This window comes from Pseudomonas sp. Marseille-P9899 (assembly GCF_903166565.1).
Taxonomy (GTDB): Bacteria; Pseudomonadota; Gammaproteobacteria; order Pseudomonadales; family Pseudomonadaceae; genus Aquipseudomonas; species Aquipseudomonas huaxiensis.
This window is the reverse complement of the sequence record NZ_CAESCG010000001.1, coordinates 1,616,569-1,637,286: the sequence shown is the minus strand read 5'-3', so window position 1 is coordinate 1,637,286 and position 20,718 is coordinate 1,616,569. Positions and strand designations below refer to the sequence as shown.

Below are 20,718 nucleotides of genomic sequence, written 5' to 3'. Positions count from 1 at the left end.
AAAGCAGAACCTATGCCATATTGCCTATGGTTTTATATGTTTTATCGCAAAGGCCGGTTTTGGGCCGGTTTCATCAGGTGGTGCAAAGGTGAAGGGTGCTGCCGGCGACCGGAGCGGTGCCGTGAAGGGGGGCGCCAGTCACCCTTTCGGTGCTGATCAGTGCTTGAACATCACGTGACGGACGCAGGTGTAGTCTTCCAGGCCGTACATCGACATGTCCTTGCCGTAGCCCGACTGCTTCATGCCGCCGTGGGGCATTTCGCTGACCAGCATGAAGTGCGTGTTGACCCAGGTGCAGCCGTACTGCAGGCGCGCGGCCAGGCGGTTGGCGCGGCCGACGTCGCGGGTCCAGACCGAGGAGGCCAGGCCGTAGTCGGAGTCGTTGGCCCAGGCCAGGGCCTGCGCTTCGTCGTCGAACGGGGTAATGCTGACCACCGGCCCGAAGACTTCGCGCTGGACGATTTCATCGTCCTGGCGGGCATCGGCCAGCACGGTCGGCTCGAAGAAGAAGCCCGGGCCGTCGACGCGGTTGCCGCCGGTGACCACACGGATATGCGGCTGCGCCTTGGCGCGCTCGACGAAACCGGCCACGCGTTCCAGGTGATCGCGGGTGATCAGCGGGCCCAGCTCGGTTTCGGGATCGTCCTGCAGGCCCATGCGCAGGCTGGCGACAGCCTCGCCCAACTGGCTGACGAAGCGCTCGTAGACGCCTTTCTGAACATAGAGGCGGCAGGCGGCGGTGCAGTCCTGGCCGGCGTTGTAGAAGGCGAAGGCGCGGATGCCTTCGACGGCGGCGTCGATATCGGCGTCATCGAAGATCAGCACCGGTGCCTTGCCGCCCAGTTCCATATGGGTGCGCTTCACACTGCTGGCGGTGCTGGAGATGATCCGCGCGCCGGTGGCGACTGAACCGGTCAGCGACACCATGCGCACCTTGGCGTGGTTGACCAGCGGCTCGCCGACGCTCGGGCCGCGACCGAAGAGGATGTTGACCACGCCGGCGGGGAACAGCTCGGCGATGATTTCGCCGAGGGCGAGAGCGGTCAGCGGCGTCTGTTCGGACGGCTTGAGCACCACGGTATTGCCGGCGGCCAGGGCCGGGGCGAGTTTCCAGGCGACCATCATCAACGGGTAGTTCCACGGCGCGATGGAGGCGACCACGCCCAGCGGGTCGCGGCGGATCATCGAGGTGTGGCCCGGCAGGTATTCGCCACCGGCAGAGCCGGACAGGCAACGGCTGGCACCGGCGAAGAAGCGGAACACGTCAGCGATGGCCGGGATTTCGTCGTTGAGGGCGGCCTGGTAAGGCTTGCCGCAGTTCTGCGACTCCAGGCGGGCGAGGGTTTCTGCTTCGGCCTCGATACGGTCGGCCAGCTTGAGCAGCAGGTGCGCGCGGTCTTTCGGCGGGGTCTGCGACCAGGCGTCGAACGCCTGGTCGGCGGCCTGCACTGCGGCATCGACCTGGGCGCTGCTGGCTTCGGGGATGTTCGCCAGGACGCTGCCCTCGGAGGGGTTGTACACGGCGTAGAGAGCACCTTGCCCATCGATCAACTGGCCATTGATCAGGAGTCGGGTTTGCATGGCGTATTCCTTGGTTGGACTTATTGACGGAAATCGCGGAGGCAGGCGCGGAGGCAGTGAGTGTCCGCGTTCCTGCTTTAAACATATGAAACCATATCTTAAAGTTTGAATCTTGCCAACTGGCTTGGGAAAGGTAACTTGAGGGGAATTCGGCGCTATCACGCGCCCGGTTCTTCGCTATAAGATGCGGGATTGAATTTTTTCGCCGAGGCTGGCTTCAGGCTCTGCAATGCTCGATAGGGAGAGGCAATGACTGCCCTGAATAGTGCTCGTAACACCGCATTCATCCGGCTGCGCCAGGAAGGGCGCACCGATGAGGTGGCGCGCAGGTTGGTGGAGGCCATCGAACTGGGCCTGTTCGCCGAAGGCCAGCAGTTGCCCAGCGAAGCGGAACTGGCGCTGCAACTGGGCGTGGCCACCGTCACCCTGCGCGAGGCGCTGGTGGTGCTGCGCCAGCGTGGCCTGATCGAGACCCGGCGCGGGCGTAACGGTGGCAGTTTCGTCTGCGCGCCGATCGAGCTGCCCGAGGCGTTGCTGCTGCAACGCCTGCGCGACATGAGCGGCCCGGACCTGCGCGACCTGGGCGACGAGCAGACCGCCATTTCCGGTACCGCCGCGCGCCTGGCTGCCCGGCGCAGCTCGCCCGAGCAGCAGGCGCGCATCGCCCATCACATCGACATGCTGCGCCAGGCCGCCACGCGTCAGGCGCGGCATCGCGCCGATGCCCGTTTCCATATCGAGGTGGCCGCAGCTGCCCAGTCGCTGCGCCTGACCAACGCAGAGATGCGCTTGCAATCCGAAGTGGGTGAACTGCTGTGGATGGACGCGGCGGGTGGCGGCGATGTGGCGGTGGTGGAGCAGGAGCATCAGGCCATCTTGCAGGCGCTGGTCGCGGGAGACGCGGTGCTGGCCGGTGCGCTGGCCGAGGCCCATGTCAGCCGCGGTATCAAGCGCCTGATCAGCCTGCGCCTGGAACTGCTGGCCGAAACCGATGAAGACTGAAATGGCGTGACACAACGCCTGATGACATAACAAGAAATGCCGAACCTGCGTGAGGTAATGCCATGTTTGCCCTGAGCGATAACGCGTCCTTTTCGGCCTGCGCCCAGCAGTTGGACAGCACCCTGGGGACTATTTTCAACCAGGTCCGCGAGTTGGTGGAGGACACCCGATCGCTCTGGGAGCGGGTTCTGGCCGAGGGCCGGCAGCCCGCCGCGAAAGACCTGGCGTCCCTGCGCCCGGCCATCGACCGCCAGCTGCTCGCGACCGGTGCCTTTGGCTGCGGTGGTGGTGTGATCGTCGAGCCCAACTGCCTGGCCGACCGGGAAATGCACCTGGAATGGTGGTACCTGGCGGACGGCGGCAAGACCCTGCCGCTGCGGCCCAACTTCGACCGGCGCCGCGAGAATTACTACGACTACACCGAAATGCCCTGGTACCGCCGTCCCCGCGATACCGGCAAGAGCGTGGTGGAGGGGCCTTACGTCGACCTCTACGGCACCAACATGTACGTGCTGACCTTCACCATGCCGATCATGGTGCAGGGGCGCTTCATCGGTGTGGCCGGGCTCGACCTGTCGCTGCACAACGTCGAACGCTTGCTGGTGCGCAGCTTGATGCGCCTGGACCATGAGGCGGTTTTGCTGTCTGCCGATGGCCGGGTGATCGCGTCCAACACGGCCAACTGGATGGTGGGGGATCTGGTCTCGACCTTGTTGAGCAATATGCAACTGGACGAGATTCGCCTGACGTTGTCGGAATCGGAGACGGGGTGGTCGCTGGTGCGGTTGCCGGGGTTGCGCAAGGCGCCTTGATCTTTTACCGGCTGATCGCGACCTTGTCGGGGCGCTGACCGTCGCGATCAGCCAAGCCTGCGCAACAACCTCTCCAGACTCTGCTCCAGCCGCCCCTTCAGCACCTGCAATTCCCCATCCCCCAACTTCTGCGCACACCCCCGTTCCAGCGCATCGCAATGCGCTACCAGCCCGCGGGCCTTGAGCATTTTCATGCCGCCGCGAATCCGGTGGACCAGCGCCTTGAGCGCCGGTCGCGGTGAGTCCGGGCCGAGGGCGCGCAAGGCGGCGAGATCCAGGGTGGTGCTGTGGGCCAGTTCGGCGATCAGGCGCTGGATCAGTTGCGGGTCGTTGAGGGTCAGGTGGCGCAGTTCATCGAGGTCGAAACCGCTGTCGTCCTCGCTGGCCGCCACGGCGGGCGTCACGTCCAGCCCGCTCAAATGCTGGCGCAAGGCACCAAGGCCGATAGGCTTGAACAGGCAGTCATCCATTCCCGACGCCAGGCAATGCTCGCGTTCCTCGGCCTGGGCATTGGCGGTCAGGCCGAGGATCAGGCAGCGGCGACGCTGGCTCGCGGCCTCTTCAGCTCGCACCGCCTGGGCTAACTCATGGCCGTCCATACCCGGCATATTGCAATCGGTGATCAGCACGTCGAACTGGCCGTCGCGCCATAGCTGCAACGCCGCGCTGCCGTCGCTGGCCTGGCTGACGCGGTGGCCGAGCACGCCGAGTTGCTTGTCCAGCAGCATCAGGTTGGCCGGGTAGTCATCCACCACGAGGATGTTCAGCGCCGGGCTGTTGGCCGGCGTCTCGCTGGTCACTTCCGCGCGCTCCAGCGGGCCGGCCCACGGCAGGTTCAGGTCGATCACCACCCGGGTGCCCTGGCCGGGTTCGCTGGAAAGCCGCAGCGCGCCGCCCATCAATTCGCACAGGGTCCGGCTGATCACCAGGCCGAGGCCGGTGCCCTGGCGCGCCGGTTGCTGGCCGACCTGGGCGAAGGGGCTGAACAGCCGCGCCTGATCGGCCGCGCTGATGCCGATGCCGCTGTCGCGGACGCTGAGTTCGATGCGGGCGTTCAGGTCGTCGCTCGCCGCTTCGATATTCAACTCGACCCGGACCACCCCGTGCTCGGTGAACTTGATGGCGTTGCTCAGCAGGTTGGACAGCACCTGGCGCAACCGCAGCGGATCGACCAGCACCGACCGCGCCGGGCCGCGCAGGTCCAGTTCCAGGCTCAAGCCCTTGAGCCGGGCGCTGCTGTCGAAGACTTGCGCGGCACTGCGGATCAGCAGCGGCAGGTCGGTAGGTTCGGGGGCCAGGGCCATGTGCCCGGACTCGATGCGGGCGATGTCGAGCACGTCACCGATCAGTTCCAGCAGCCCGCTGGCGGAGTCGAAGGCGACTTGCAGCGACGGCTGGTCGATGCGGCCCTGACCCGCATCTTTCAGGGCCAGTTCCAGCAGGCCGATCACCGCGTTCATCGGCGTGCGGATTTCATGGCTCATGGTGGCGAGAAACGCGCTTTTGGCGTGGTTGGCGTTGTCGGCCTGCTCCTTGGCCTGGCGCAGTTCCAGTAGCAGGCCTTCGCTGATTTTCAGTTGCCGTTGCAGCGCCTGTTCGGCCTCGGTGCGCTGGCCGATCAAGCGGCGCAGGTAGCGGTTCCAGAACACCACGGCGGCAATCAGCAGGCCGGCAACCACCAGAATCTGCAGCACCAGCCCGCGGTAGTTGCGCCACGGGTTGTCGCTGATCAAGGCATTGGTCCGCCAGCGGTTGGCAAGCTGGGTCATTTCGTCCGGCTCGATGCTGAGCAGGGTCTTTTCCAGGATCGAATGCAGCAGGGTGTTGCCGTGGGCGGTGGCGAACGCGGCGGTTGCCGGGGTGTCGTCGAGCAGCGCGGCAATGCGCAGGCGGTCCTTGAACAGCCGGCTAATGAAGTAGGCGGCGTTGATCTGCGAACTGATGGCGGCATCGGCGCGGCCCTGGGCGACGTATTCCATCAGCGCCAGCGGGTCATCGACCTCCACCAGTTCGATTGCCGGGTGCTCACGGCGCAAGGTTTGCGCGTACGGCGTGCCACGGATCAACGCCAGGCGTTTGCCGGCCAGCGCTTCGGCGGTGTCGGGTGCATTGGCGTGGGCGGCAGTGACCAGCACCCGTGGCGTGGTCAGGTAAGGCCGGGTGAAATCGAGGGTGCGGGCGCGCTCGGCGCCGTAGGGCAGGGTGCCGACCAGATCGGCCTGGCCGTCCTCCACCAACTGGATCATCTCCGGCACCGAGGCCGCCTCGACAACCTGGAAATCCAGGCCGGTGCGCAGGCCGATCTGCTCCAGCAGGTCCGCGGTGATGCCGCGAAACTGCTGTTTGTCGTCAATGAAGGTCAGGGGCGCGAAGTACTTGTTGATCGCCACCCTGACCTTGGGATTCGCGCGGATCCACGCCTGTTCGTTCGGCGTCAGAACCAGCGCGCCGCGGTTGAGCAGGACGCTGTTGAGGCCGCTGCTCCAGCGCCGGGCGACGTTGATCCGGTCACTTTCCGACAGGCTGTCGAGGGCCTGGTTGAGTACCCGCAGCAAGGTGCTGTTGTCGTGTTCGAGGGCGAAATTGAAGGTCGAGCGCAGCGGCTTGACGTAGTAGCTGATCTGCACGCTGTCGCGGTAGTGGTTGCCGATCAGGTAGTCGGCGCTGATGGCATCGCCGATAAAGGCGTCGGCATCGCCCTGGGTCAGGGCCGACAGCGCGGCCATGCTCGAGGCATAAAGCTGCAGGTTCGCGCGGGGATAGACCTCACGGATGCGTTCGGCCGGCAGGTAGTGATCGACCATCGCCAGGCGCAGCCCGGCGAGGTCATCGTCGGGGTTGCGTGGTTTGCCCAGCGGGGTGGCAATCACCGCCTGGTCCTCGGCGTAGGGCAGGCTCGACAGCAGCTCGCTGTCGGCTGCTTCAAAACCGTTAGCGCTGCCCAGCAGGTCGATTTCGCCACGGTGCAGGGCCTGGATCGCCGCGTTGCGGTCGGGGTAATGCAGCACCTGGACGCCGACCCGCAACTGCTCCGCCAGCAGCCCGGCGTAGTCGGCGGTCAGGCCTTCGTAATCGTGCTGGCTGACATTGATGTCGAAGGGTGGATAGTCCGGCGCCGAGGTGCCCAGGCGCAGGACCTTCTTGCGTTCCAGCCATTGCCGGTCGGCGCTGCCGAGGACCGGCGCGGCGCTGCTGCTCAGTGAGCGCCCGAGCAGTTCACGCGGGGTCACCGGCTCGCTGGCCGGCAGGGACGCGGGCAGCAGCAGAAGCAAACCGCCGAGGCCCCAGGCGCAGAACAGATGGGCGTTCATGAGCGCTTCAGATCATTTCGTGGCGGTTGGCCAGGTCGAGCAGTTCTGCCAGGGATTCGACCTGGAGCTTGTCCATGATGCGGGTCTTGTAAGTGCTGATGGTCTTCGCGCTGAGGATCATGGTTTCGGCGATTTCGTTGTTGTTTGCGCCTTTGGCTAGTTGGCGCATCACCTCGAACTCACGGTTGGACAGACGCTCAAGGCGGTCGGACTCGGAATTGCAGCGGGGCGCCATGCGCAGGGCGTCGGGCAGGTAGGAGTAACCGTTGAGCACGGCCTTGAGGGCGCCGCTGAAGATTTGCAGGTCTTCGTCCTTGCGCACGAAAGCCGACGCGCCGGCTTCGATGCAGCGCTTGGCGAAGAGCCTGGGCGGCAGCCCGGTGAACACCATGATCCGTGGCGCCGGGTTCAGGGCGCGCAGGCGTTCCAGCACGCTGAGACCGTCGAGCCGCGGCAGACCCAGGTCGAGAATCACCACATCGGGTTTGTGTTCCTGACTCAGGCTGACGGCGGTGACGCCGTCGTGGGCTTCGCCGACGACCTCGTAGCCCTCGCGCTCGAGCAGCAGGCGGGTGGCAAAACGAATGGTGGGGTGATCATCGACGATCAGAATCTTGTGCATCGCAGGCCCTGCATCAGGAATGGATTTTTCCCGAGTCACTCAGGAGAGGAAACCGCCGGTTCTGACGGGCCGCTCACGATACGTCGAATCAGGTTCGATGAGTACGAGGAGTATAGAAGCGTGGAACAATTCCGGCGGGATAGATGAAAATCCCTACAAGATCTGCGAAGAGTCTGTCAGTGGTACACGGCGCCAAGGGCGTTGGGCGCCGGGTGTGTTGCTGACGTGGCAAGGGGAAGTGTGCTGACACGCCGTTTCCCGTTGAGTCACTTCAAGGGTCGGCTCAATGCGCCGGATGCGCGGCGAGGGTGGCGCCCGGCGCCAGTTTGAGCGCTTTGCCGACTTCGGCCTGAATCGCATAGGCCGGCGCTTCCACCGCATCGAAATTGCGCGTGTAGCGCGCGGCGAACCCTTCCACGCCCCATTGCTGGTATTGCTGCACATGCTTGAGTTCGTGGGCCCAGAGGGCGACGTTGTCACGGGCGTCTTCGGCAGTGCGGAAGACGATCACATCGACCAGGGTCACGGCGCTGACATCGGGGTTCTGCAGGAAGGCGCTGGCCGCGTCGAGTTGCTGGGTGTTGCCGACCTGATAGCGGGCGGCATCGAGCACCTGGAAGTCGTACCACGGCTCCAGTTGCGCGCGGATGTGCAGCGGAATCGGTTCGACCCCGCTGGCCACGGCGCTGTCGCGTGACAGCGTGAGCCAGTTGGCCAGCCCCGAAGAGGCCATGCGTGTGACATTGTCGAGCAGGGTGAACAGGTCATCGGCCTGGCCCGTCGCCGGTGTGGCGGCGGACGCGACAGGCGCAACGCCGAGCGCCAGGCACAGCAGCAGCGAGGGGCACAGCCTGAAGGGAACGCGGAGGGACATGTAGCTCCTGCCGGGGATAAGCGGCGAATGTCGGGGACGTGCAGTTTGACCGGTCACGCAAACTTTAGTTACTACCGTCCGACAAATTGTCCGGGGGCTTGAGTGGGAAGGGCGGCGCAGGCATCCTTCGCGCTTTGATCTGCCTGGAGCCGTCATGGACGCCTCGACCCTTCTGCTATACGTCATCGCCGCCAGTGCGGTGATGGTCACGCCCGGCCCGGCGATGCTGCTGGCCCTCAACAACGGCGCCAGCCACGGCATGCGCGTGGCCGGCTTCGGCATGGCCGGGGCGATGCTCTCCGATCTGATCCTGATCGGCGCCGTGGGTTGTGGCCTTGGCGCCTTGCTGCAAGCGTCGGAACACTTGTTCAGCCTGGTCAAATGGGTGGGCGCGGCGTACCTGCTGTATCTCGCGGTGATGCTCTGGCGCGCGCCGGTGCAGGCGTTGAGTGCCAGCGGCACGGCGGCTGCGGTAAGCGGTCGTTCGAGCTTTCTGCGGGCGCTGTTCGTCGGCTTGTCCAATCCCAAGGGCTTGCTGTTCTTCTCGGCATTCCTGCCGCAGTTCATTCGCCCGGACCAGCCGGTACTGCAGCAGTATCTGGTGCTCGCGGTCGTCACCGCGTCGCTCGACTGTTTGGTGATGGTCGTCTATGCCCTCGGCGGACGGCACGCGGTGCGCGCCTTCTCGGCGCGGGTCATGCAATGGATCAACCGCGGCTGCGCCGGCATGCTCGCGGTGCTGGCGGTCGGCGTCAGCCTGTACCGCCGCAACGACCTGCACTGAGTTCCCCTTACGGCACTTGCTCCAGCGCTTTGCGCGCAAATCCCCGGCTAGCCGCCAGCACGGCCTCCCGGGTGTCTTCCCCGGCGAGCATCCGCGCCACCAGCAGCGCCCCGACACACTGACTCAGCAACACCCAGGCCAGGGCCTCGTCCTTCAGCGTGACCGCCCACGCCTGGTGCAGGGTTTTCAGCCAGTGTTCGGCCTCTTCCCGCACCTTGATATCCGCCCGGGCGATTTCCGCGCCCAGGGCCGGAATCGCGCAGCCGTTTTCCGGGTTGTGCAGGTGCGCCAGGCTCAGGTACTGGTCGAGGCAGCGCTGCAACTTGTCCCGGTTCAGCTCGCCGGCCTGGGTCTGCAGGTTGATGAAACTGTGGGACAGCTCCTCGCGGACGATCTCGCTGAACAGGTCATCCTTGGACGGGAAGTGGTTGTAGAAGGCGCCGCCCGTCAGGCCGATGGCCTTCATCAAGCCGGCCACGCCGGTGGACGAGAACCCGCCCTGCTTGGCCAGCGCGCCGCTGCTTTGCACCAGGCGTTGCCGGGTCTGTTCCTTGTGGTCGGTGGAATAGCGCACCTGGGAAATCCTCTGTTACACGCTTGACGAATGTGCGGATCGTAGCATAGCGTTCGTTAACTAAACGATCATTCATCAATGAGGCGACACCCATGACCGATAACAACAAGAAAGTCGTACTGGTGATCGGCGCTGGCGATGCCACGGGCGGTGCCATTGCCAAGCGCTTTGCCCGTGAAGGCTATATCGCCTGCGTGACCCGGCGCAGTGCCGACAAGTTGCAACCGCTGCTGGACGAGATCCGCGCCGAAGGTGGCCAGGCCCATGGTTTTGGCTCCGATGCGCGCAAGGAGGAGGAGGTCGCGGCGCTGGTGGAAGAGATCGAAAGCAGCATCGGCCCGATCGACGCCTTCGTCTTCAATATCGGCGCCAACGTGCCTTGCAGCATCCTTGAAGAAACCCCGCGCAAGTACTTCAAGATCTGGGAAATGGCCTGCTTCGCCGGCTTCCTCACCGCGCAGGCGGTGGCCCGGCGCATGGTCACCCGCGAGTGCGGCACCATTCTCTTCACCGGCGCCACCGCCGGCCTGCGCGGCGCGGCCGGGTTTGCCGCCTTCGCCGGGGCCAAGCACGGCATCCGCGCCCTGGCCCAGAGCATGGCGCGGGAGTTGGGCCCGCGTGGCATCCACGTTGGCCATGTGGTGGTGGATGGCGCCATCGACACCGCGTTTATCCGCGACAGCTTCCCCGAGCGTTACGCGCTCAAGGACCAGGACGGCATCCTCGACCCCGCGCATATCGCCGAAAACTACTGGCACCTGCATGCGCAGCCGCGGGATGCCTGGACCTTCGAACTGGACCTGCGCCCGTGGATGGAACGCTGGTAAGCCCCGTCGCTCGCCCTGGAATGACCCCATCTGCGCACAAGGACCTGAATCTCATGAGCAAGACCGTCGAATTTTTCTTCGATCTCGGAAGCCCCGCCAGCTACCTGGCCTGGACCCAACTGCCGCGACTGCGCGCCGAGCACGGCGCCAACGTGGTACTGCGCCCGATGTTGCTGGGCGGCGTGTTCCAGGCCACCGGCAACAGTTCGCCGGTGACCGTCCCGGCCAAGGCCCGCTACACCTACGTCGATTTCCAGCGTTATGCCGCCCGTTACGGCGTGACGCTGCGCTTCAGCCCGTATTTCCCGATCAACACCCTGACCTTGATGCGCGGCGCGATCGGCGTGCAACTGCGTCAGCCGGAGCGTTTCGAAGATTACCTGGCGGCGATGTTCACCGCGTTGTGGGTGACCGGGCGCAACCTCGGTGACCCCGCCGTGGTGGCCGAGGTGCTGACGGAGGCGGGCTTCGCGCCGGACGGCTTCGTTGCCTTGGTGGGCGATGCCGAGGTCAAGGCGGCGTTGAAGACGGTGACCGAAGAAGCGGTGACCCGCGGGGTGTTTGGTGCGCCGACGTTCTTTGTTGGCGAGCAGATGTTCTTTGGTCAGGACCGCCTGGACTTTGTGGTGGACGCCCTGGGCTGATCGGCCGTCGCGCGCTGGGCGGTGTCCTTCACGAACACCGCGCCAGCGCCGCCGAGGGTCTGCCGCCGCCGCGAAAGTCGCTCGGGCTCATCCCGGCGTGCTTGCGAAAGAACCGGCTGAAGTAACCGACATCGACAAAGCCCAGCTCATGGGCGATGCCTTTTACGCTCAGATCGGAGTGCCCCAGGCCGCGCTTGGCCTCCAGCACCATGCGGGCGTTGATCACGTTCATCGGGGTCATGCCCAAGTGCTCCTGGCACAGGCGGCCGAGGGTCGCGACGGTCATGCCCAGGTCGCTGGCGTAGGCGTTGAGCGGGCGATGCTCGCGAAAATGCATGTCCACCAGTTCGCGGAATGCAGTGAGCTGCTGGCTGCGACGTGACGGCACGCGGCGTTGCCCGTCATCGCCGCCCAGGTGCTCGTGGCGCAGGGTCTGGACAAACAGCGCCAGCAGCAGCGACATACTGCACGCCACATGCTCGCGGGCCCGGTTGTGGTACTCCTCGCTCAAGGCGCGGCACAGCGGCAGCAGCGGGTCTTCGTCCTCGCGCCAGTGCGGCAGGGCGATCACATGGGGTTTGCGAATCTGGCTCGACAGACCCGGCGCCAGCACCTGGGCGATGCTTTCCAGCGGATGCTGCGCCGCCGTGATGACCTGGCCCTCGACCTGGCCGGCCCAGTGGAAACCATGCACCACCTGGGCGGGCACGAACACCACGCACGGCGCCTGCACCGGCACCCGGTCGCTGTCGAACAGCACTTCACCGCCGCCGCTCTGCACGTAGAGCAACTGCAACAGGCCGTCATGCCGGTGGGCGGCGATTTCCCAGTTGTGGGCGCCGGAGCGTTTCGAGATCGACTCCACATGCAGCGACTCATGCCACACCGGCTGGGCCGTCTCGCCGTAGAGGGCGTAATTGGGGATCTTGTTCATGTTCTTGTAATTGTGTGATCGCGACCCGGCCACTGTGCCACAGCCCTGGCCGGGCATCAGGCGTGGCCGGCGATTTTGTCGAAAATGTCTGGACGGTTGCAGGTTTTGTCCATTCTTGCCGCAGGGCCGCGGTCCTAGTCTGTTCGCCAGAACAAGCGACACTCTGGAGAGCAGCATGAATAACAACAACATTTCCTCCCATTGGCTGGGCCTGGACGCCGCCGTTTGCGTGGTCACCGGCGGTGCCGGCGGGATTGGCGCGGCGCTGGCGGCGGCATTGGTGGAGCAGCACGCCCATGTGGTCCTGCTGGATCGCGACGCCGACAAATGCCGCGAACTGGCCGCCACCTTGGGCGAACACAGTGTCGGTGAGGTCAGCGCCCTGGCCTGCGATATCGCCGACCCGCGCAGCGTGGCCGAGGCGGCGGCCAAGGTGCAGGCGCTGCACGGCCGCTGCGATGTGCTGATCAATAACGCCAGTGTGCTGCGTCCGGGAGCGCTGGAAGGCCTCGACCTCGATCACTGGAATCAGGTGCTGGCGGTCAACCTCAGCGGCTATCTGCTGTGCGCCCAGGCGTTCGGCCGCTCGATGCTGGAGCGCGGCAGTGGCCGCATCGTCCATATCGCTTCGATTGCCGCCCATTTCCCGCAACCCAACAGCGGCGCTTATAGCGCGGCCAAGGCCGGGGTCAGCATGCTGTCGCGTCAGCTCGCGGTGGAGTGGGGGCCGCGCGGGGTGCGCAGCAACGCGGTGTGCCCGGGCTTGATCCGCACGCCGTTGTCGGCGGCGTTTTACGCCGATCCGGAAATCGAACGCCAGCGCAGCGCCATGACTGCCAACCGCCGTATCGGCGAGCCGGTGGATATTGCCCAGGCAGCGCTGTTTCTTGCCAGCCCGCGGGCCGATTACATCAACGGTGCCGAACTGACGGTGGATGGCGGCCTGGAAAGCATGCCCATGGCGCTGATTCCGCGTCCCGGTTTCGAGGGGGCGCGGTCATGAACGAGAGAAGCTGCGATGTGCTGGTGATCGGCGCTGGCGCCGGTGGCCTGGCGACCGCGATCACCGCGAAGAAACACGGGCTGGACGTGCTGCTCATCGAGAAGGACGACTGCTTCGGCGGCACCACAGCGTTTTCCGGTGGCGTGCTGTGGGTGCCGGGCAATGTCCACGGCAAGGCCCAGGGCGCTGGTGACAGCAGGGAAAAGGCCCTGACCTACCTGCGTAATGAAACCAGCGCCTGCTTCGATGAGGCCGGGGTCGAGGCGTTCCTGCGCTACGGCCCGGAGATGGTGGAGTACTTCGAGCGGGAAACGGCGGTCAAATTCGTCCCCACCCTGTACCCGGACTACCACCCGGAAGTGGGCGGCGGTCTGGATATCGGTCGCTCGATTCTGGCCGCGCCCTATGACATCCGTGGCCTGGGTGCTGACATGGCGCGCCTGCGCCCGCCGCTGAAGACCATCACCTTCATCGGCATGATGTTCAATTCGTCCAATGCCGACCTCAAGCACTTCTTCAACGTCACCCGCTCCCTGACTTCGTTTGCCTACGTCACCCGGCGCCTGTTGACCCACCTCAAGGAACTGGCGCTGTACCGCCGTGGAACCCAGGTCACCAGCGGCAATGCCCTGGCGGCGCGGCTGGTGCGCTCGGCACTGGACCTGGGCATCCCGATCCTCACCGGGACGCCGGCTCGCCAGTTGCTCAGCGAAGGCGGGCGGGTCACGGGCGCGCTGGCCAGCGAAAGCGGGCGCGAGCTGCGCATCAATGCCCGGCGCGGCGTGGTGCTGGCCTGTGGTGGTTTCTCCCACGACCTGCAACGGCTGAAACAGGCCTATCCCCATGTGCGTCGCGGTGGCGAGCATTTCTCGCCGGTGCCGGCGGGCAATAGCGGCGATGGCGCGCGCATGGCCGAAAGCCTCGGCGCCCGGGTGGAAATTCGTCTTCAAGCGCCTGCGGCGTGGATGCCGGTGTCGAAGGTGCCCATGGGCAGCGGGCGCTATACCGCGTTTCCGCACTTGCTCGACCGCTACAAACCGGGGGTGATCGGCGTGCTGCGCAGCGGTCGGCGTTTCACCAACGAATCGGACTCCTACCACGATGTCGGCGCGGCGCTGATCGACGCCTGCACCGGCGAGACGGAAACCGCCATGTGGCTGGTCTGCGACCGTCGTACCCTCGGCAAATACGGCCTCGGCTACGCCAAACCGGCGCCGATGCCTCAAGGTCCGCTATTGCGCAACGGCTACCTGTTCAAGGGCCGCACCCTCGCCGAACTGGCGGCGCGCACCGGCATCGATGCCCAAGGGCTGGAGCAGACCGTCCGCCAGTACAACCTCGGTGCGGTAAAGGGCGAGGACCGCCAGTTCGGGCGCGGTACCACCAGCTTCAACCGCTACCTGGCCGATCCCGCGCATCAACCGAACCCGTGCGTGGCGCCGATTGGCGAAGGCCCGTATTACGCGGTGAAAGTGATCATGGGCGATCTCGGCACCTTTGACGGCATCCGCACCAGCGTCGTCGGCGAAGTGCTTGGCGCCGACCAGCGGGCCATTGCCGGCCTCTACGCAGTGGGCAACGACCGCGCCAGCATCATGGGCGGCAACTACCCCGGCGCCGGCATCACCCTCGGCCCGATCATGACCTTTGGCTACATCACCGGCCGCCATCTGGCCGGCGTCGACCAGGGCCTTGCCGATGCCGGTGCTGCGCAGGAGGTGGGGTGATGGACAAGGCCATTGTCGATCACCGCATCTACACCATCAGGCCGCGGTGCATGGCGGCCTTTCTCGACGCCTTCGACCAACTGGCGATGCCGATCCTGCTACGCCACCTCGGCGCGCCGCTGGCGTTCTACACCAGCAGCATCGGTCCGCTGAACCAGGTGGTTCATCTATGGGGCTACGACAGCCTCGACGACTTCGAAATACGCAGTGCCGCGCGCGACGCCGACCCGGATTTCGCCGCCTACCTGCACGCCACCCGCGATCTGGTGCTGGCCCAGGAGACCCGCATCATCAAGCCCGTACACCTGCGCAGTCTCGACCGCCGTTGAGTTGCCGACCGCCGCGCGCCCACACGCGTGCGGCGGATTTCCGCGTGCTGCAACCACACACAAAAACAACAAGAGGCAAGGGCAGTGGACACTTCCAACAGCATCAATATTCGCCGGCTGATCGACGATCAGCCGGTCAGCGGCTACCAGAAATGGGTGGTCTTCCTCGGTTTCCTGATCATCGCCCTGGATGGTCTGGATGTGGCAATCATCGGCTTCATCGCGCCGCAACTGAAAAGCGAATGGGGGCTGGGGCCGCAGGACCTCGGCCCGGTGCTCAGCGCCGCACTGATCGGCCTGGCCCTGGGCGCGCTGGTGGCCGGGCCTCTGGCGGACCGCTACGGGCGCAAGCTGGTGCTGTTGGGCAGCGTGTTGCTTTTCGGCGGCTGGACCCTCGCTTCGGCCTTCGCGCCGAATCTTGAAACCCTGGTGGCGCTGCGTTTTCTCACCGGACTCGGCCTCGGCGCGGCGATGCCCAACGCCAGTACCCTGGTCAGCGAATATGCGCCGACGCGCAGCCGGTCGTTGCTGATTACCCTGGCGTTCTGCGGGTTTTCCCTCGGCGCGGCGCTGGGCGGCTTCGCCAGCGCCTGGATGATTCCCAACCTGGGCTGGCGCAGCGTGCTGGTGCTGGGTGGCGTGCTGCCGTTGCTGGTGGCGCCGCTGTTGTACTGGCGGCTGCCGGAGTCGGTGACCTTTCTGGTGCGCCAGGGCGCCGACCCCGAGCGCATTCGCGCCATCGTCCGCCGCCTGGCGCCGGAGCGGGTCGGACCGGGCACGGTCTTCACCTTGCCGGCAGCCGTGACGGCGGGCGGCGGGGCGGTCGGCACCATCCTGTCGCCGGGTTATCGCTTCGGCACCCTGATGCTCTGGGGCGGTTACATCCTCGCGTTGTTCCTGGTCTATCTGTTCAGCGGCTGGTTGCCGACGCTGGTGAAGGAGGGCGGTGGTTACTCGGTGGCCGAGGCTGCGATCGTGACCGCCTGCTTCCAGATTGGCGGGCCGGTGGGCGCGATTTCGGTGGGCTGGGCCATGGACCGCTGGAACCCGCAGCGGGTACTGATGCTGGCCTTCGTGTTCAGTGGCGCGGTGATTTTCGCCATCGGCCAGGTGGCCGGTGCCTTTGCCTGGTTGTGCGTGATCGCCTGGGCCGTGGGCTTTGGCCTGAACGGCGCCAGCGTCGGCATGAATGCGCTGGCGGCGGCGTTCTATCCGGTCGAGGTGCGGGCCACCGGCGCCAGCTGGATGAGCGGCATCGGCCGTCTTGGGGCGATTCTCAGCGCCTTCGCCGGGGCGCAGATGCTGGCGGCGGGCTGGAGCTTCGCCCAGGTGTTCGCGTCATTGCTGATTCCGGCCGGTCTGGCGGCGCTGGCGGTGTTGTTGCAGGGGCGCCAGACCGGTGGAAGCGCCCCAGTGGCCGTCCGCGCGCGCTAGCTACTTGTCCAGCCGCTCCAGCAGGTTCCAGGCCAGCTTCACCCGCTCGCTATTGGGGTAGTTGCGGTTGGCCAGGATCACCACGCCACGCTGTTGCTCCGGCACGAACGCGATATACGCGCCAAAGCCGTTGGTGGCGCCGGTCTTGTTCACCCACGCCCGCTGTTGCGGCGCCAGCGGCGGGTTGAGGGCCTTGACCGGCGCGCCTTGCAGCGCGGTGAGGTTGTCGTTGCCGTCGAGCAGGGTCTGCAAGGCCAGGGGATAGGCGTATTGCTCCCAGATCAGGTCCTGGGTCATGGCGCCGCGCTGGAAGTAGCCGCGATGGGTTGCCTGCACGGCCTGTTCATAGGGTGCTGCGAGTTTCACCCGGCCCAGGTTGATCTCGACGAAGCGCAGCAGGTCGCTGCTGCTGCTTTTCAGGCCATAGGCTTCGTTGGCCAGCACGCCGGGATTGACCCGCACCGGGGTGCCCCCCTTGTCGTAGCCCCAGGCATACAGCGCCTGTTGGTCTTTCGGCACGGCGAGATAGGTGTGCGTGAGCCCAAGTTCCGGCAGAAGCTGCTCCTGCATGGCCGTGACGAACGGGGTTTGCAGTTGCTTGGCGGCAATCACGCCGAGCATGCCGATGCTCGGGTTGGCGTAGGTGCGCCAGGTGCCCGGTGGCTGTTGCGGCGTCCAGGCCTTGAGCCAGGCCAGCAGTTGCGCGTCGTTGGTCACGGCATCAGGGAATTGCAGCGGCATGCCGCCGGAGGTGTGGGTGGCGAGGTTGATCAGCGACAGTTTGCCGAACGGCGTGCCGGCCAGTTCCGGCAGGTACTCGCCGGCGCTGGCAGTCAGCGACAGTGTGCCCTTGGCCTGGGCGTAGCCGGCGAGGGTGGCGGTGAAGGTCTTGCTGATGGAACCCAGCTCGAACAGGGTGTCGCGGGTCACCGGCTGGCCGCTGGCCTTGTCGGCCACGCCGAACTCATAGAAGTGCTGGCGGCCGTGGTCGGTGATGGCGATGGCCAGGCCAGGAATGGCGTTGTCCCGCATCAGCACTTCGGCGGCGTCGCGAACCTGTCGGTCGAAATCGGTATCGGCCCAGGCGACCAGGGGCGTGGCGCAGAGCGCAACAAGGGCAAGAAGGCGCATGGAAAGCTTCCGTGTCGAAAAACACGCACCCTGCTTGAGAAGGGCGGAAGTATCAAGGCCGATACTTCCGCCGTGTCACCTCAGGACTTGAAGCGGCCCACCAGGCCACTCAGTTCCTGCGACACCTCCGACAGCCGTCCGGAGTCCTGTTGCGCCGAACGGGCCAGGTCCTCGACCCGCCGTGCTTCGTCGTAGATCTGCTGGATATGCCGGTTGATCTCTTCGGCGACGCTGTGCTGCTCTTCCGCCGCCGCCGAGATCTGCAGGTTCTGGTCGCGGATCTCGTTGACCGACAACTGGATGCCTTCGAAGCTGTCTTGCGCGCTGGCGATGGACGACACGCTGGCGCGGGACAGGTCCAGGCAGCTTTCCATTTTCTGCGAGACCTCCTGGGTCTTGCTGCCGAGGGTGCCGAGCAACTGATCGATCTCGCCGGTGGAGTCGGAGGTGCGCTTGGCCAGCGCCCGTACTTCATCGGCAACCACCGCGAAGCCGCGGCCCTGATCGCCGGCCCGGGCCGCCTCGATGGCCGCGTTCAGCGCCAGCAGGTTGGTCTGTTCGGCGATGGCGCGGATGGTGCCGAGGATCTGGTTGATGTCGCGGCTGCCCTGTTCCAGCTCGACCATGGCCTGGGACGATTCGGTCAGGCGATTGCTCAGGCGGTTGACGTTGCTGGTGGTCTGCTCGATCTGCTGCTTGCCTTCGGCCACCCGGCGGTGGCCATTTTCTGCGGCGTCGGCGGCGCTGCTGCAAGAGCGGGCCACTTCGTTGGCGGTGGCGACCATCTCGTTGAACGCTGTGGACACCAGTTCGACGGCTTCGCGCTGGCGCCCGGCGGCGTCGTTCATGTTGCCGGCCATTTCGCTGTTGGTCTGCGAGGCGCGTTGCAGGTTGCCCGAGGCGGCGCCGATGTGCTGGATCAACTGGCGAATCGCCGCGAGGAACTTGTTGAACCAGCCGGCCAGCTCGGCCGTTTCATCCTTGCCTTGCACTTGCAGGTCGCGGCGCAGGTCACCTTCGCCTTCGGCGATGGACTGCAGGCCGGTGCTGACTTGGCCGATCGGTTTGACGATCACCCGGGAGAACGCCGCTGCAACGAGGGCGAAGACCAGCGCCAGGACGATGACGATGATCGACGTGAGCCAGGTCATGCGGGTGGCGGTGCCCATCACTTCCTTGTGCTCGATCAGGCCGATGAAGTGCCAGCCCAGGCCCGGGGAGGTCCAGGTGTTGGCCATATAGCGCACGCCATTGAGTTCGACTTCGGTGACGCCCTGGCCGGTGGCTGCCAGGTGTGCGTACGGCGCGCCGAGGTCGGCGAGTTTCTTGAAGCTGTGGCTGGCGTCGCGCGGATCGACCAGCACGGTGCCGTCCTCGACCAGCATCACGTAGCCGCTTTCGCCCAGCTTGATGCTCTTGATCAGCTCGGTGAGGTTTTTCAGCGAGACACTGACGACGAACACGCCCTTGGCCTTGCCGGCCTCGTCGAGCAGCGCCCGCGCGGTGCCGACCAGGGCCACGTCATCCTTCTCGTAGTAGTACGCCGCCGTGCGCACGGTTTTTTGCGGGCTGGCCATGGCGGCCTTGTACCAGGGGCGAGTGCGCGGGTCGTAGTTGGCCAGTTGCGGGTCATCCGGCCACTTGGCGTAGCTGCCGTCTTCCAGGCCGATGGACAGAATCGCCGCGGCCGGATGAGTGGCGCCATAACGGGAAAAAGCTTCAATTACCTGTTTCGCCGCTGGCGGCAGTGGTTGGTTAGGGGCGTCGGTACTGATGTACTGTTTTAATTGTTCTACAGAGTTGTATACAGGATCTTTGGACATTTGATCGACGTTCTGCGAAGTGCCGTCGAAGAACTGCCGCATATTACCGTCGATCTGGCGTATTTCACGGGTGCTGCTCTCGACGAACTGATCGACCGCATCACTGCGGATACTCAACACTGATAGGGCTCCGACAAGGCTTACCGGGATAAAAGCCACCAGTACGAAGGCAAGTATGAGTTTGTTCTTTATTTTCATGGTGAGGTACATCCATGCAGGCAGGAGGCAGATGGCAGCGTTGTTTACAGTAATGGCAAGTTGCTATTTTTTTCTTTATCAGACCGCGTACATAAATATTTGGCAAGTACTTCGTATACATGTTGTTAGCGTATTGTCTTGAGCTATCGGTCAGGTTTTTCCCTGTTGGTTACCGGCCTTTCTGTTCATCCGATGGAACTACGTCCTGAGCGTGCGCATCCTAGACTGAGTAATACCTGTCATTTCCGGAGGATTCCGTCATGCGGCGTACATTGCTCGTTTCTTCGTTGTTGCTCTGCGTGCCTTTCGGCACGGCGCTGGCCCGGGTTGATGCTGGTGATGTCGCCACTTCGGCCGGTGTCTCCGCTTCGTTGTATTCCACCTTCAAGGACGACAAACGGATCATCCCGGCGCGGGACGAGGCGTCCAGCTTCGTCGCCAGCGGCGGTGCGATCCGCGGCGCGTACCTGGAGTCGGTGCTGCAACGCGTCCGCCAGGAAAACCCAGGCATCCAGGCCAGTGACGAAGAACTGGCGCGGGCGATTCTGGTGAGCGATCAATTCGGTGATGAGCGCTGAGATCGGCATCAGGCGAACGGCTGGACGCCGCGCGGGTCTTCAACTTGACTGGTTACACCCCGTGACCTGACCAGGAGATGACCATGAGCAGCAACACCGTTCGCCTGCACCGTGTGTTCAAGGCGCCCGCCGAGCGCGTCTACCGGGCGTTTCTCGATGCCGAGGCGATGGCCAAATGGCTGCCGCCCCACGGCTTCACCTGCAAGGTCGACCACTTCGACCCGCGGGTAGGTGGCACCTACAAGATGTCCTTCAGCAACTTCTCCAGCGGCCAGCGCCATGGCTTCGGCGGTGAGTACACCGAACTGCTGCCCAACGAGCGCATCCGCTACACCGACCGCTTCGACGACCCCAACCTGCCCGGCGAAATTATCGCGACCATCACCTTCAAGGCCGTGTCGTGCGGGACCGAGGTGCATATCGTCCAGGAAGGTCTGCCCAGCGTGATTCCGCTGGAAGGCTGTTACCTGGGCTGGCAGGAGTCGCTGAATCAATTGGCGGCGTTGGTGGAGCCGGAAATCTCGGGCTGA

Annotated in this window: 19 protein-coding genes and 1 pseudogene; 11 read left to right on the top strand and 9 right to left on the bottom strand. The window is 65.1% G+C overall.

The genetic code is table 11. The features are described from left to right. Window positions 1-156 precede the first annotated feature (156 nt). Entirely contained in the window at window positions 157-1,581 is a 1,425-nt protein-coding gene (locus HWV67_RS07110) for a gamma-aminobutyraldehyde dehydrogenase (RefSeq protein WP_175650553.1), read from the bottom strand. Between the two features lie 249 nt (window positions 1,582-1,830). Here HWV67_RS07110 and HWV67_RS07105 point away from each other — a divergent pair, with 249 nt between their 5' ends. Together HWV67_RS07105 and HWV67_RS07100 are read left to right on the top strand one after the other, a co-directional pair. Next, complete coding sequence (locus tag HWV67_RS07105; protein ID WP_175650552.1) at window positions 1,831-2,583, top strand: FadR/GntR family transcriptional regulator; 753 nt, start codon at window positions 1,831-1,833, stop codon at window positions 2,581-2,583. 62 nt (window positions 2,584-2,645) lie between these two features. Beyond that, the gene (locus HWV67_RS07100; RefSeq protein ID WP_110968615.1) at window positions 2,646-3,395 is read left to right on the top strand and encodes a PDC sensor domain-containing protein; all 750 of its coding nucleotides are present in this window, start codon (window positions 2,646-2,648) and stop codon (window positions 3,393-3,395) included. Window positions 3,396-3,442: 47 nt separating this feature from the next. On the opposite strand, the gene HWV67_RS07095 is transcribed toward HWV67_RS07100, so the two are convergent. The 3 genes from HWV67_RS07095 to HWV67_RS07085 form a co-directional block, all read right to left on the bottom strand. After that, window positions 3,443-6,706: a transporter substrate-binding domain-containing protein gene (locus HWV67_RS07095; protein WP_175650551.1), complete on the bottom strand. Its 3,264-nt coding sequence runs from the start codon at window positions 6,704-6,706 to the stop codon at window positions 3,443-3,445. 7 nt (window positions 6,707-6,713) lie between these two features. Then, window positions 6,714-7,328 carry a response regulator transcription factor gene (locus HWV67_RS07090; protein ID WP_175650550.1) on the bottom strand — a complete coding sequence of 205 codons (615 nt, stop codon included), beginning with the start codon at window positions 7,326-7,328 and terminating at the stop codon, window positions 6,714-6,716. Window positions 7,329-7,611: 283 nt separating this feature from the next. Further along, window positions 7,612-8,202, bottom strand: coding sequence for an eCIS core domain-containing protein (locus HWV67_RS07085; protein WP_175650549.1), 591 nt, complete (start codon window positions 8,200-8,202; stop codon window positions 7,612-7,614). Between the two features lie 154 nt (window positions 8,203-8,356). On the opposite strand from HWV67_RS07085, the gene HWV67_RS07080 reads away from it, so the two are divergent. After that, window positions 8,357-8,986: a LysE family translocator gene (locus HWV67_RS07080; protein WP_175650548.1), complete on the top strand. Its 630-nt coding sequence runs from the start codon at window positions 8,357-8,359 to the stop codon at window positions 8,984-8,986. Between the two features lie 7 nt (window positions 8,987-8,993). Here the strand turns inward: HWV67_RS07080 and HWV67_RS07075 are convergent, their stop codons facing one another. Then, window positions 8,994-9,560 (bottom strand): TetR/AcrR family transcriptional regulator, encoded by a 567-nt coding sequence (locus tag HWV67_RS07075; protein WP_175650547.1) that lies wholly within the window; start codon window positions 9,558-9,560, stop codon window positions 8,994-8,996. A 92-nt stretch (window positions 9,561-9,652) separates the two neighbouring features. Between HWV67_RS07075 and HWV67_RS07070 the strand changes: the two genes are divergently transcribed. Together HWV67_RS07070 and HWV67_RS07065 are read left to right on the top strand one after the other, a co-directional pair. Further along, a complete protein-coding gene (locus HWV67_RS07070) occupies window positions 9,653-10,387 on the top strand; it encodes an SDR family oxidoreductase (protein ID WP_175650546.1) in 735 nt (244 codons plus the stop codon). 53 nt (window positions 10,388-10,440) lie between these two features. Then, window positions 10,441-11,031, top strand: coding sequence for a 2-hydroxychromene-2-carboxylate isomerase (locus HWV67_RS07065; RefSeq protein WP_175650545.1), 591 nt, complete (start codon window positions 10,441-10,443; stop codon window positions 11,029-11,031). A gap of 28 nt (window positions 11,032-11,059) precedes the next feature. Here HWV67_RS07065 and HWV67_RS07060 read toward each other — a convergent pair whose 3' ends face one another. After that, window positions 11,060-11,965, bottom strand: coding sequence for a helix-turn-helix domain-containing protein (locus HWV67_RS07060; protein WP_175650544.1), 906 nt, complete (start codon window positions 11,963-11,965; stop codon window positions 11,060-11,062). 175 nt (window positions 11,966-12,140) lie between these two features. Here HWV67_RS07060 and HWV67_RS07055 point away from each other — a divergent pair, with 175 nt between their 5' ends. The 4 genes from HWV67_RS07055 to HWV67_RS07040 all read left to right on the top strand — a co-directional run bounded on the left by HWV67_RS07055 (window position 12,141) and on the right by HWV67_RS07040 (window position 16,458). Then, complete coding sequence (locus HWV67_RS07055) at window positions 12,141-12,968, top strand: SDR family NAD(P)-dependent oxidoreductase (RefSeq protein ID WP_175650543.1); 828 nt, start codon at window positions 12,141-12,143, stop codon at window positions 12,966-12,968. Next, window positions 12,965-14,695: an FAD-dependent oxidoreductase gene (locus tag HWV67_RS07050; protein ID WP_175650542.1), complete on the top strand. Its 1,731-nt coding sequence runs from the start codon at window positions 12,965-12,967 to the stop codon at window positions 14,693-14,695. Before HWV67_RS07055 ends, HWV67_RS07050 begins: the two co-directional genes overlap by 4 nt. Beyond that, window positions 14,695-15,024 carry an NIPSNAP family protein gene (locus HWV67_RS07045; RefSeq protein WP_175650541.1) on the top strand — a complete coding sequence of 110 codons (330 nt, stop codon included), beginning with the start codon at window positions 14,695-14,697 and terminating at the stop codon, window positions 15,022-15,024. The genes HWV67_RS07050 and HWV67_RS07045 overlap by 1 nt, the downstream gene beginning before the upstream one ends. Before the next feature lie 84 nt (window positions 15,025-15,108). Continuing rightward, entirely contained in the window at window positions 15,109-16,458 is a 1,350-nt protein-coding gene (locus HWV67_RS07040) for an MFS transporter (RefSeq protein ID WP_175650540.1), read from the top strand. Here the strand turns inward: HWV67_RS07040 and ampC are convergent, their stop codons facing one another. From ampC to HWV67_RS32370, 3 genes and pseudogenes are all read right to left on the bottom strand, one after another. After that, window positions 16,459-17,589 (bottom strand): class C beta-lactamase, encoded by a 1,131-nt coding sequence (ampC, locus tag HWV67_RS07035; protein WP_175650539.1) that lies wholly within the window; start codon window positions 17,587-17,589, stop codon window positions 16,459-16,461. Window positions 17,590-17,669: 80 nt separating this feature from the next. Beyond that, window positions 17,670-18,437 carry a methyl-accepting chemotaxis protein gene (locus tag HWV67_RS32375; RefSeq protein ID WP_444851804.1) on the bottom strand — a complete coding sequence of 256 codons (768 nt, stop codon included), beginning with the start codon at window positions 18,435-18,437 and terminating at the stop codon, window positions 17,670-17,672. Between the two features lie 87 nt (window positions 18,438-18,524). Beyond that, window positions 18,525-19,412: pseudogene (locus HWV67_RS32370) on the bottom strand (cache domain-containing protein); the annotation flags it as partial. 458 nt (window positions 19,413-19,870) lie between these two features. Here HWV67_RS32370 and HWV67_RS07025 point away from each other — a divergent pair. Both HWV67_RS07025 and HWV67_RS07020 read left to right on the top strand, forming a co-directional pair. Further along, window positions 19,871-20,188: a DUF2388 domain-containing protein gene (locus HWV67_RS07025; protein ID WP_175650537.1), complete on the top strand. Its 318-nt coding sequence runs from the start codon at window positions 19,871-19,873 to the stop codon at window positions 20,186-20,188. An 83-nt stretch (window positions 20,189-20,271) separates the two neighbouring features. Beyond that, on the top strand, window positions 20,272-20,718 hold the full coding sequence (locus tag HWV67_RS07020; RefSeq protein WP_175650536.1) for an SRPBCC family protein: 447 nt from the start codon (window positions 20,272-20,274) through the stop codon (window positions 20,716-20,718).

Coding starts and splice junctions, on each gene's coding strand:
- HWV67_RS07110 (WP_175650553.1), bottom strand. CDS start 1,581: ATGCAAACCCGACTCCTGATCAATGGCCAGTTGATCGATGGGCAAGGT.
- HWV67_RS07105 (WP_175650552.1), top strand. CDS start 1,831: ATGACTGCCCTGAATAGTGCTCGTAACACCGCATTCATCCGGCTGCGC.
- HWV67_RS07100 (WP_110968615.1), top strand. CDS start 2,646: ATGTTTGCCCTGAGCGATAACGCGTCCTTTTCGGCCTGCGCCCAGCAG.
- HWV67_RS07095 (WP_175650551.1), bottom strand. CDS start 6,706: ATGAACGCCCATCTGTTCTGCGCCTGGGGCCTCGGCGGTTTGCTTCTG.
- HWV67_RS07090 (WP_175650550.1), bottom strand. CDS start 7,328: ATGCACAAGATTCTGATCGTCGATGATCACCCCACCATTCGTTTTGCC.
- HWV67_RS07085 (WP_175650549.1), bottom strand. CDS start 8,202: ATGTCCCTCCGCGTTCCCTTCAGGCTGTGCCCCTCGCTGCTGCTGTGC.
- HWV67_RS07080 (WP_175650548.1), top strand. CDS start 8,357: ATGGACGCCTCGACCCTTCTGCTATACGTCATCGCCGCCAGTGCGGTG.
- HWV67_RS07070 (WP_175650546.1), top strand. CDS start 9,653: ATGACCGATAACAACAAGAAAGTCGTACTGGTGATCGGCGCTGGCGAT.
- HWV67_RS07065 (WP_175650545.1), top strand. CDS start 10,441: ATGAGCAAGACCGTCGAATTTTTCTTCGATCTCGGAAGCCCCGCCAGC.
- HWV67_RS07060 (WP_175650544.1), bottom strand. CDS start 11,965: ATGAACAAGATCCCCAATTACGCCCTCTACGGCGAGACGGCCCAGCCG.
- HWV67_RS07055 (WP_175650543.1), top strand. CDS start 12,141: ATGAATAACAACAACATTTCCTCCCATTGGCTGGGCCTGGACGCCGCC.
- HWV67_RS07050 (WP_175650542.1), top strand. CDS start 12,965: ATGAACGAGAGAAGCTGCGATGTGCTGGTGATCGGCGCTGGCGCCGGT.
- HWV67_RS07045 (WP_175650541.1), top strand. CDS start 14,695: ATGGACAAGGCCATTGTCGATCACCGCATCTACACCATCAGGCCGCGG.
- ampC (WP_175650539.1), bottom strand. CDS start 17,589: ATGCGCCTTCTTGCCCTTGTTGCGCTCTGCGCCACGCCCCTGGTCGCC.
- HWV67_RS32375 (WP_444851804.1), bottom strand. CDS start 18,437: ATGAACGACGCCGCCGGGCGCCAGCGCGAAGCCGTCGAACTGGTGTCC.
- HWV67_RS07025 (WP_175650537.1), top strand. CDS start 19,871: ATGCGGCGTACATTGCTCGTTTCTTCGTTGTTGCTCTGCGTGCCTTTC.
- HWV67_RS07020 (WP_175650536.1), top strand. CDS start 20,272: ATGAGCAGCAACACCGTTCGCCTGCACCGTGTGTTCAAGGCGCCCGCC.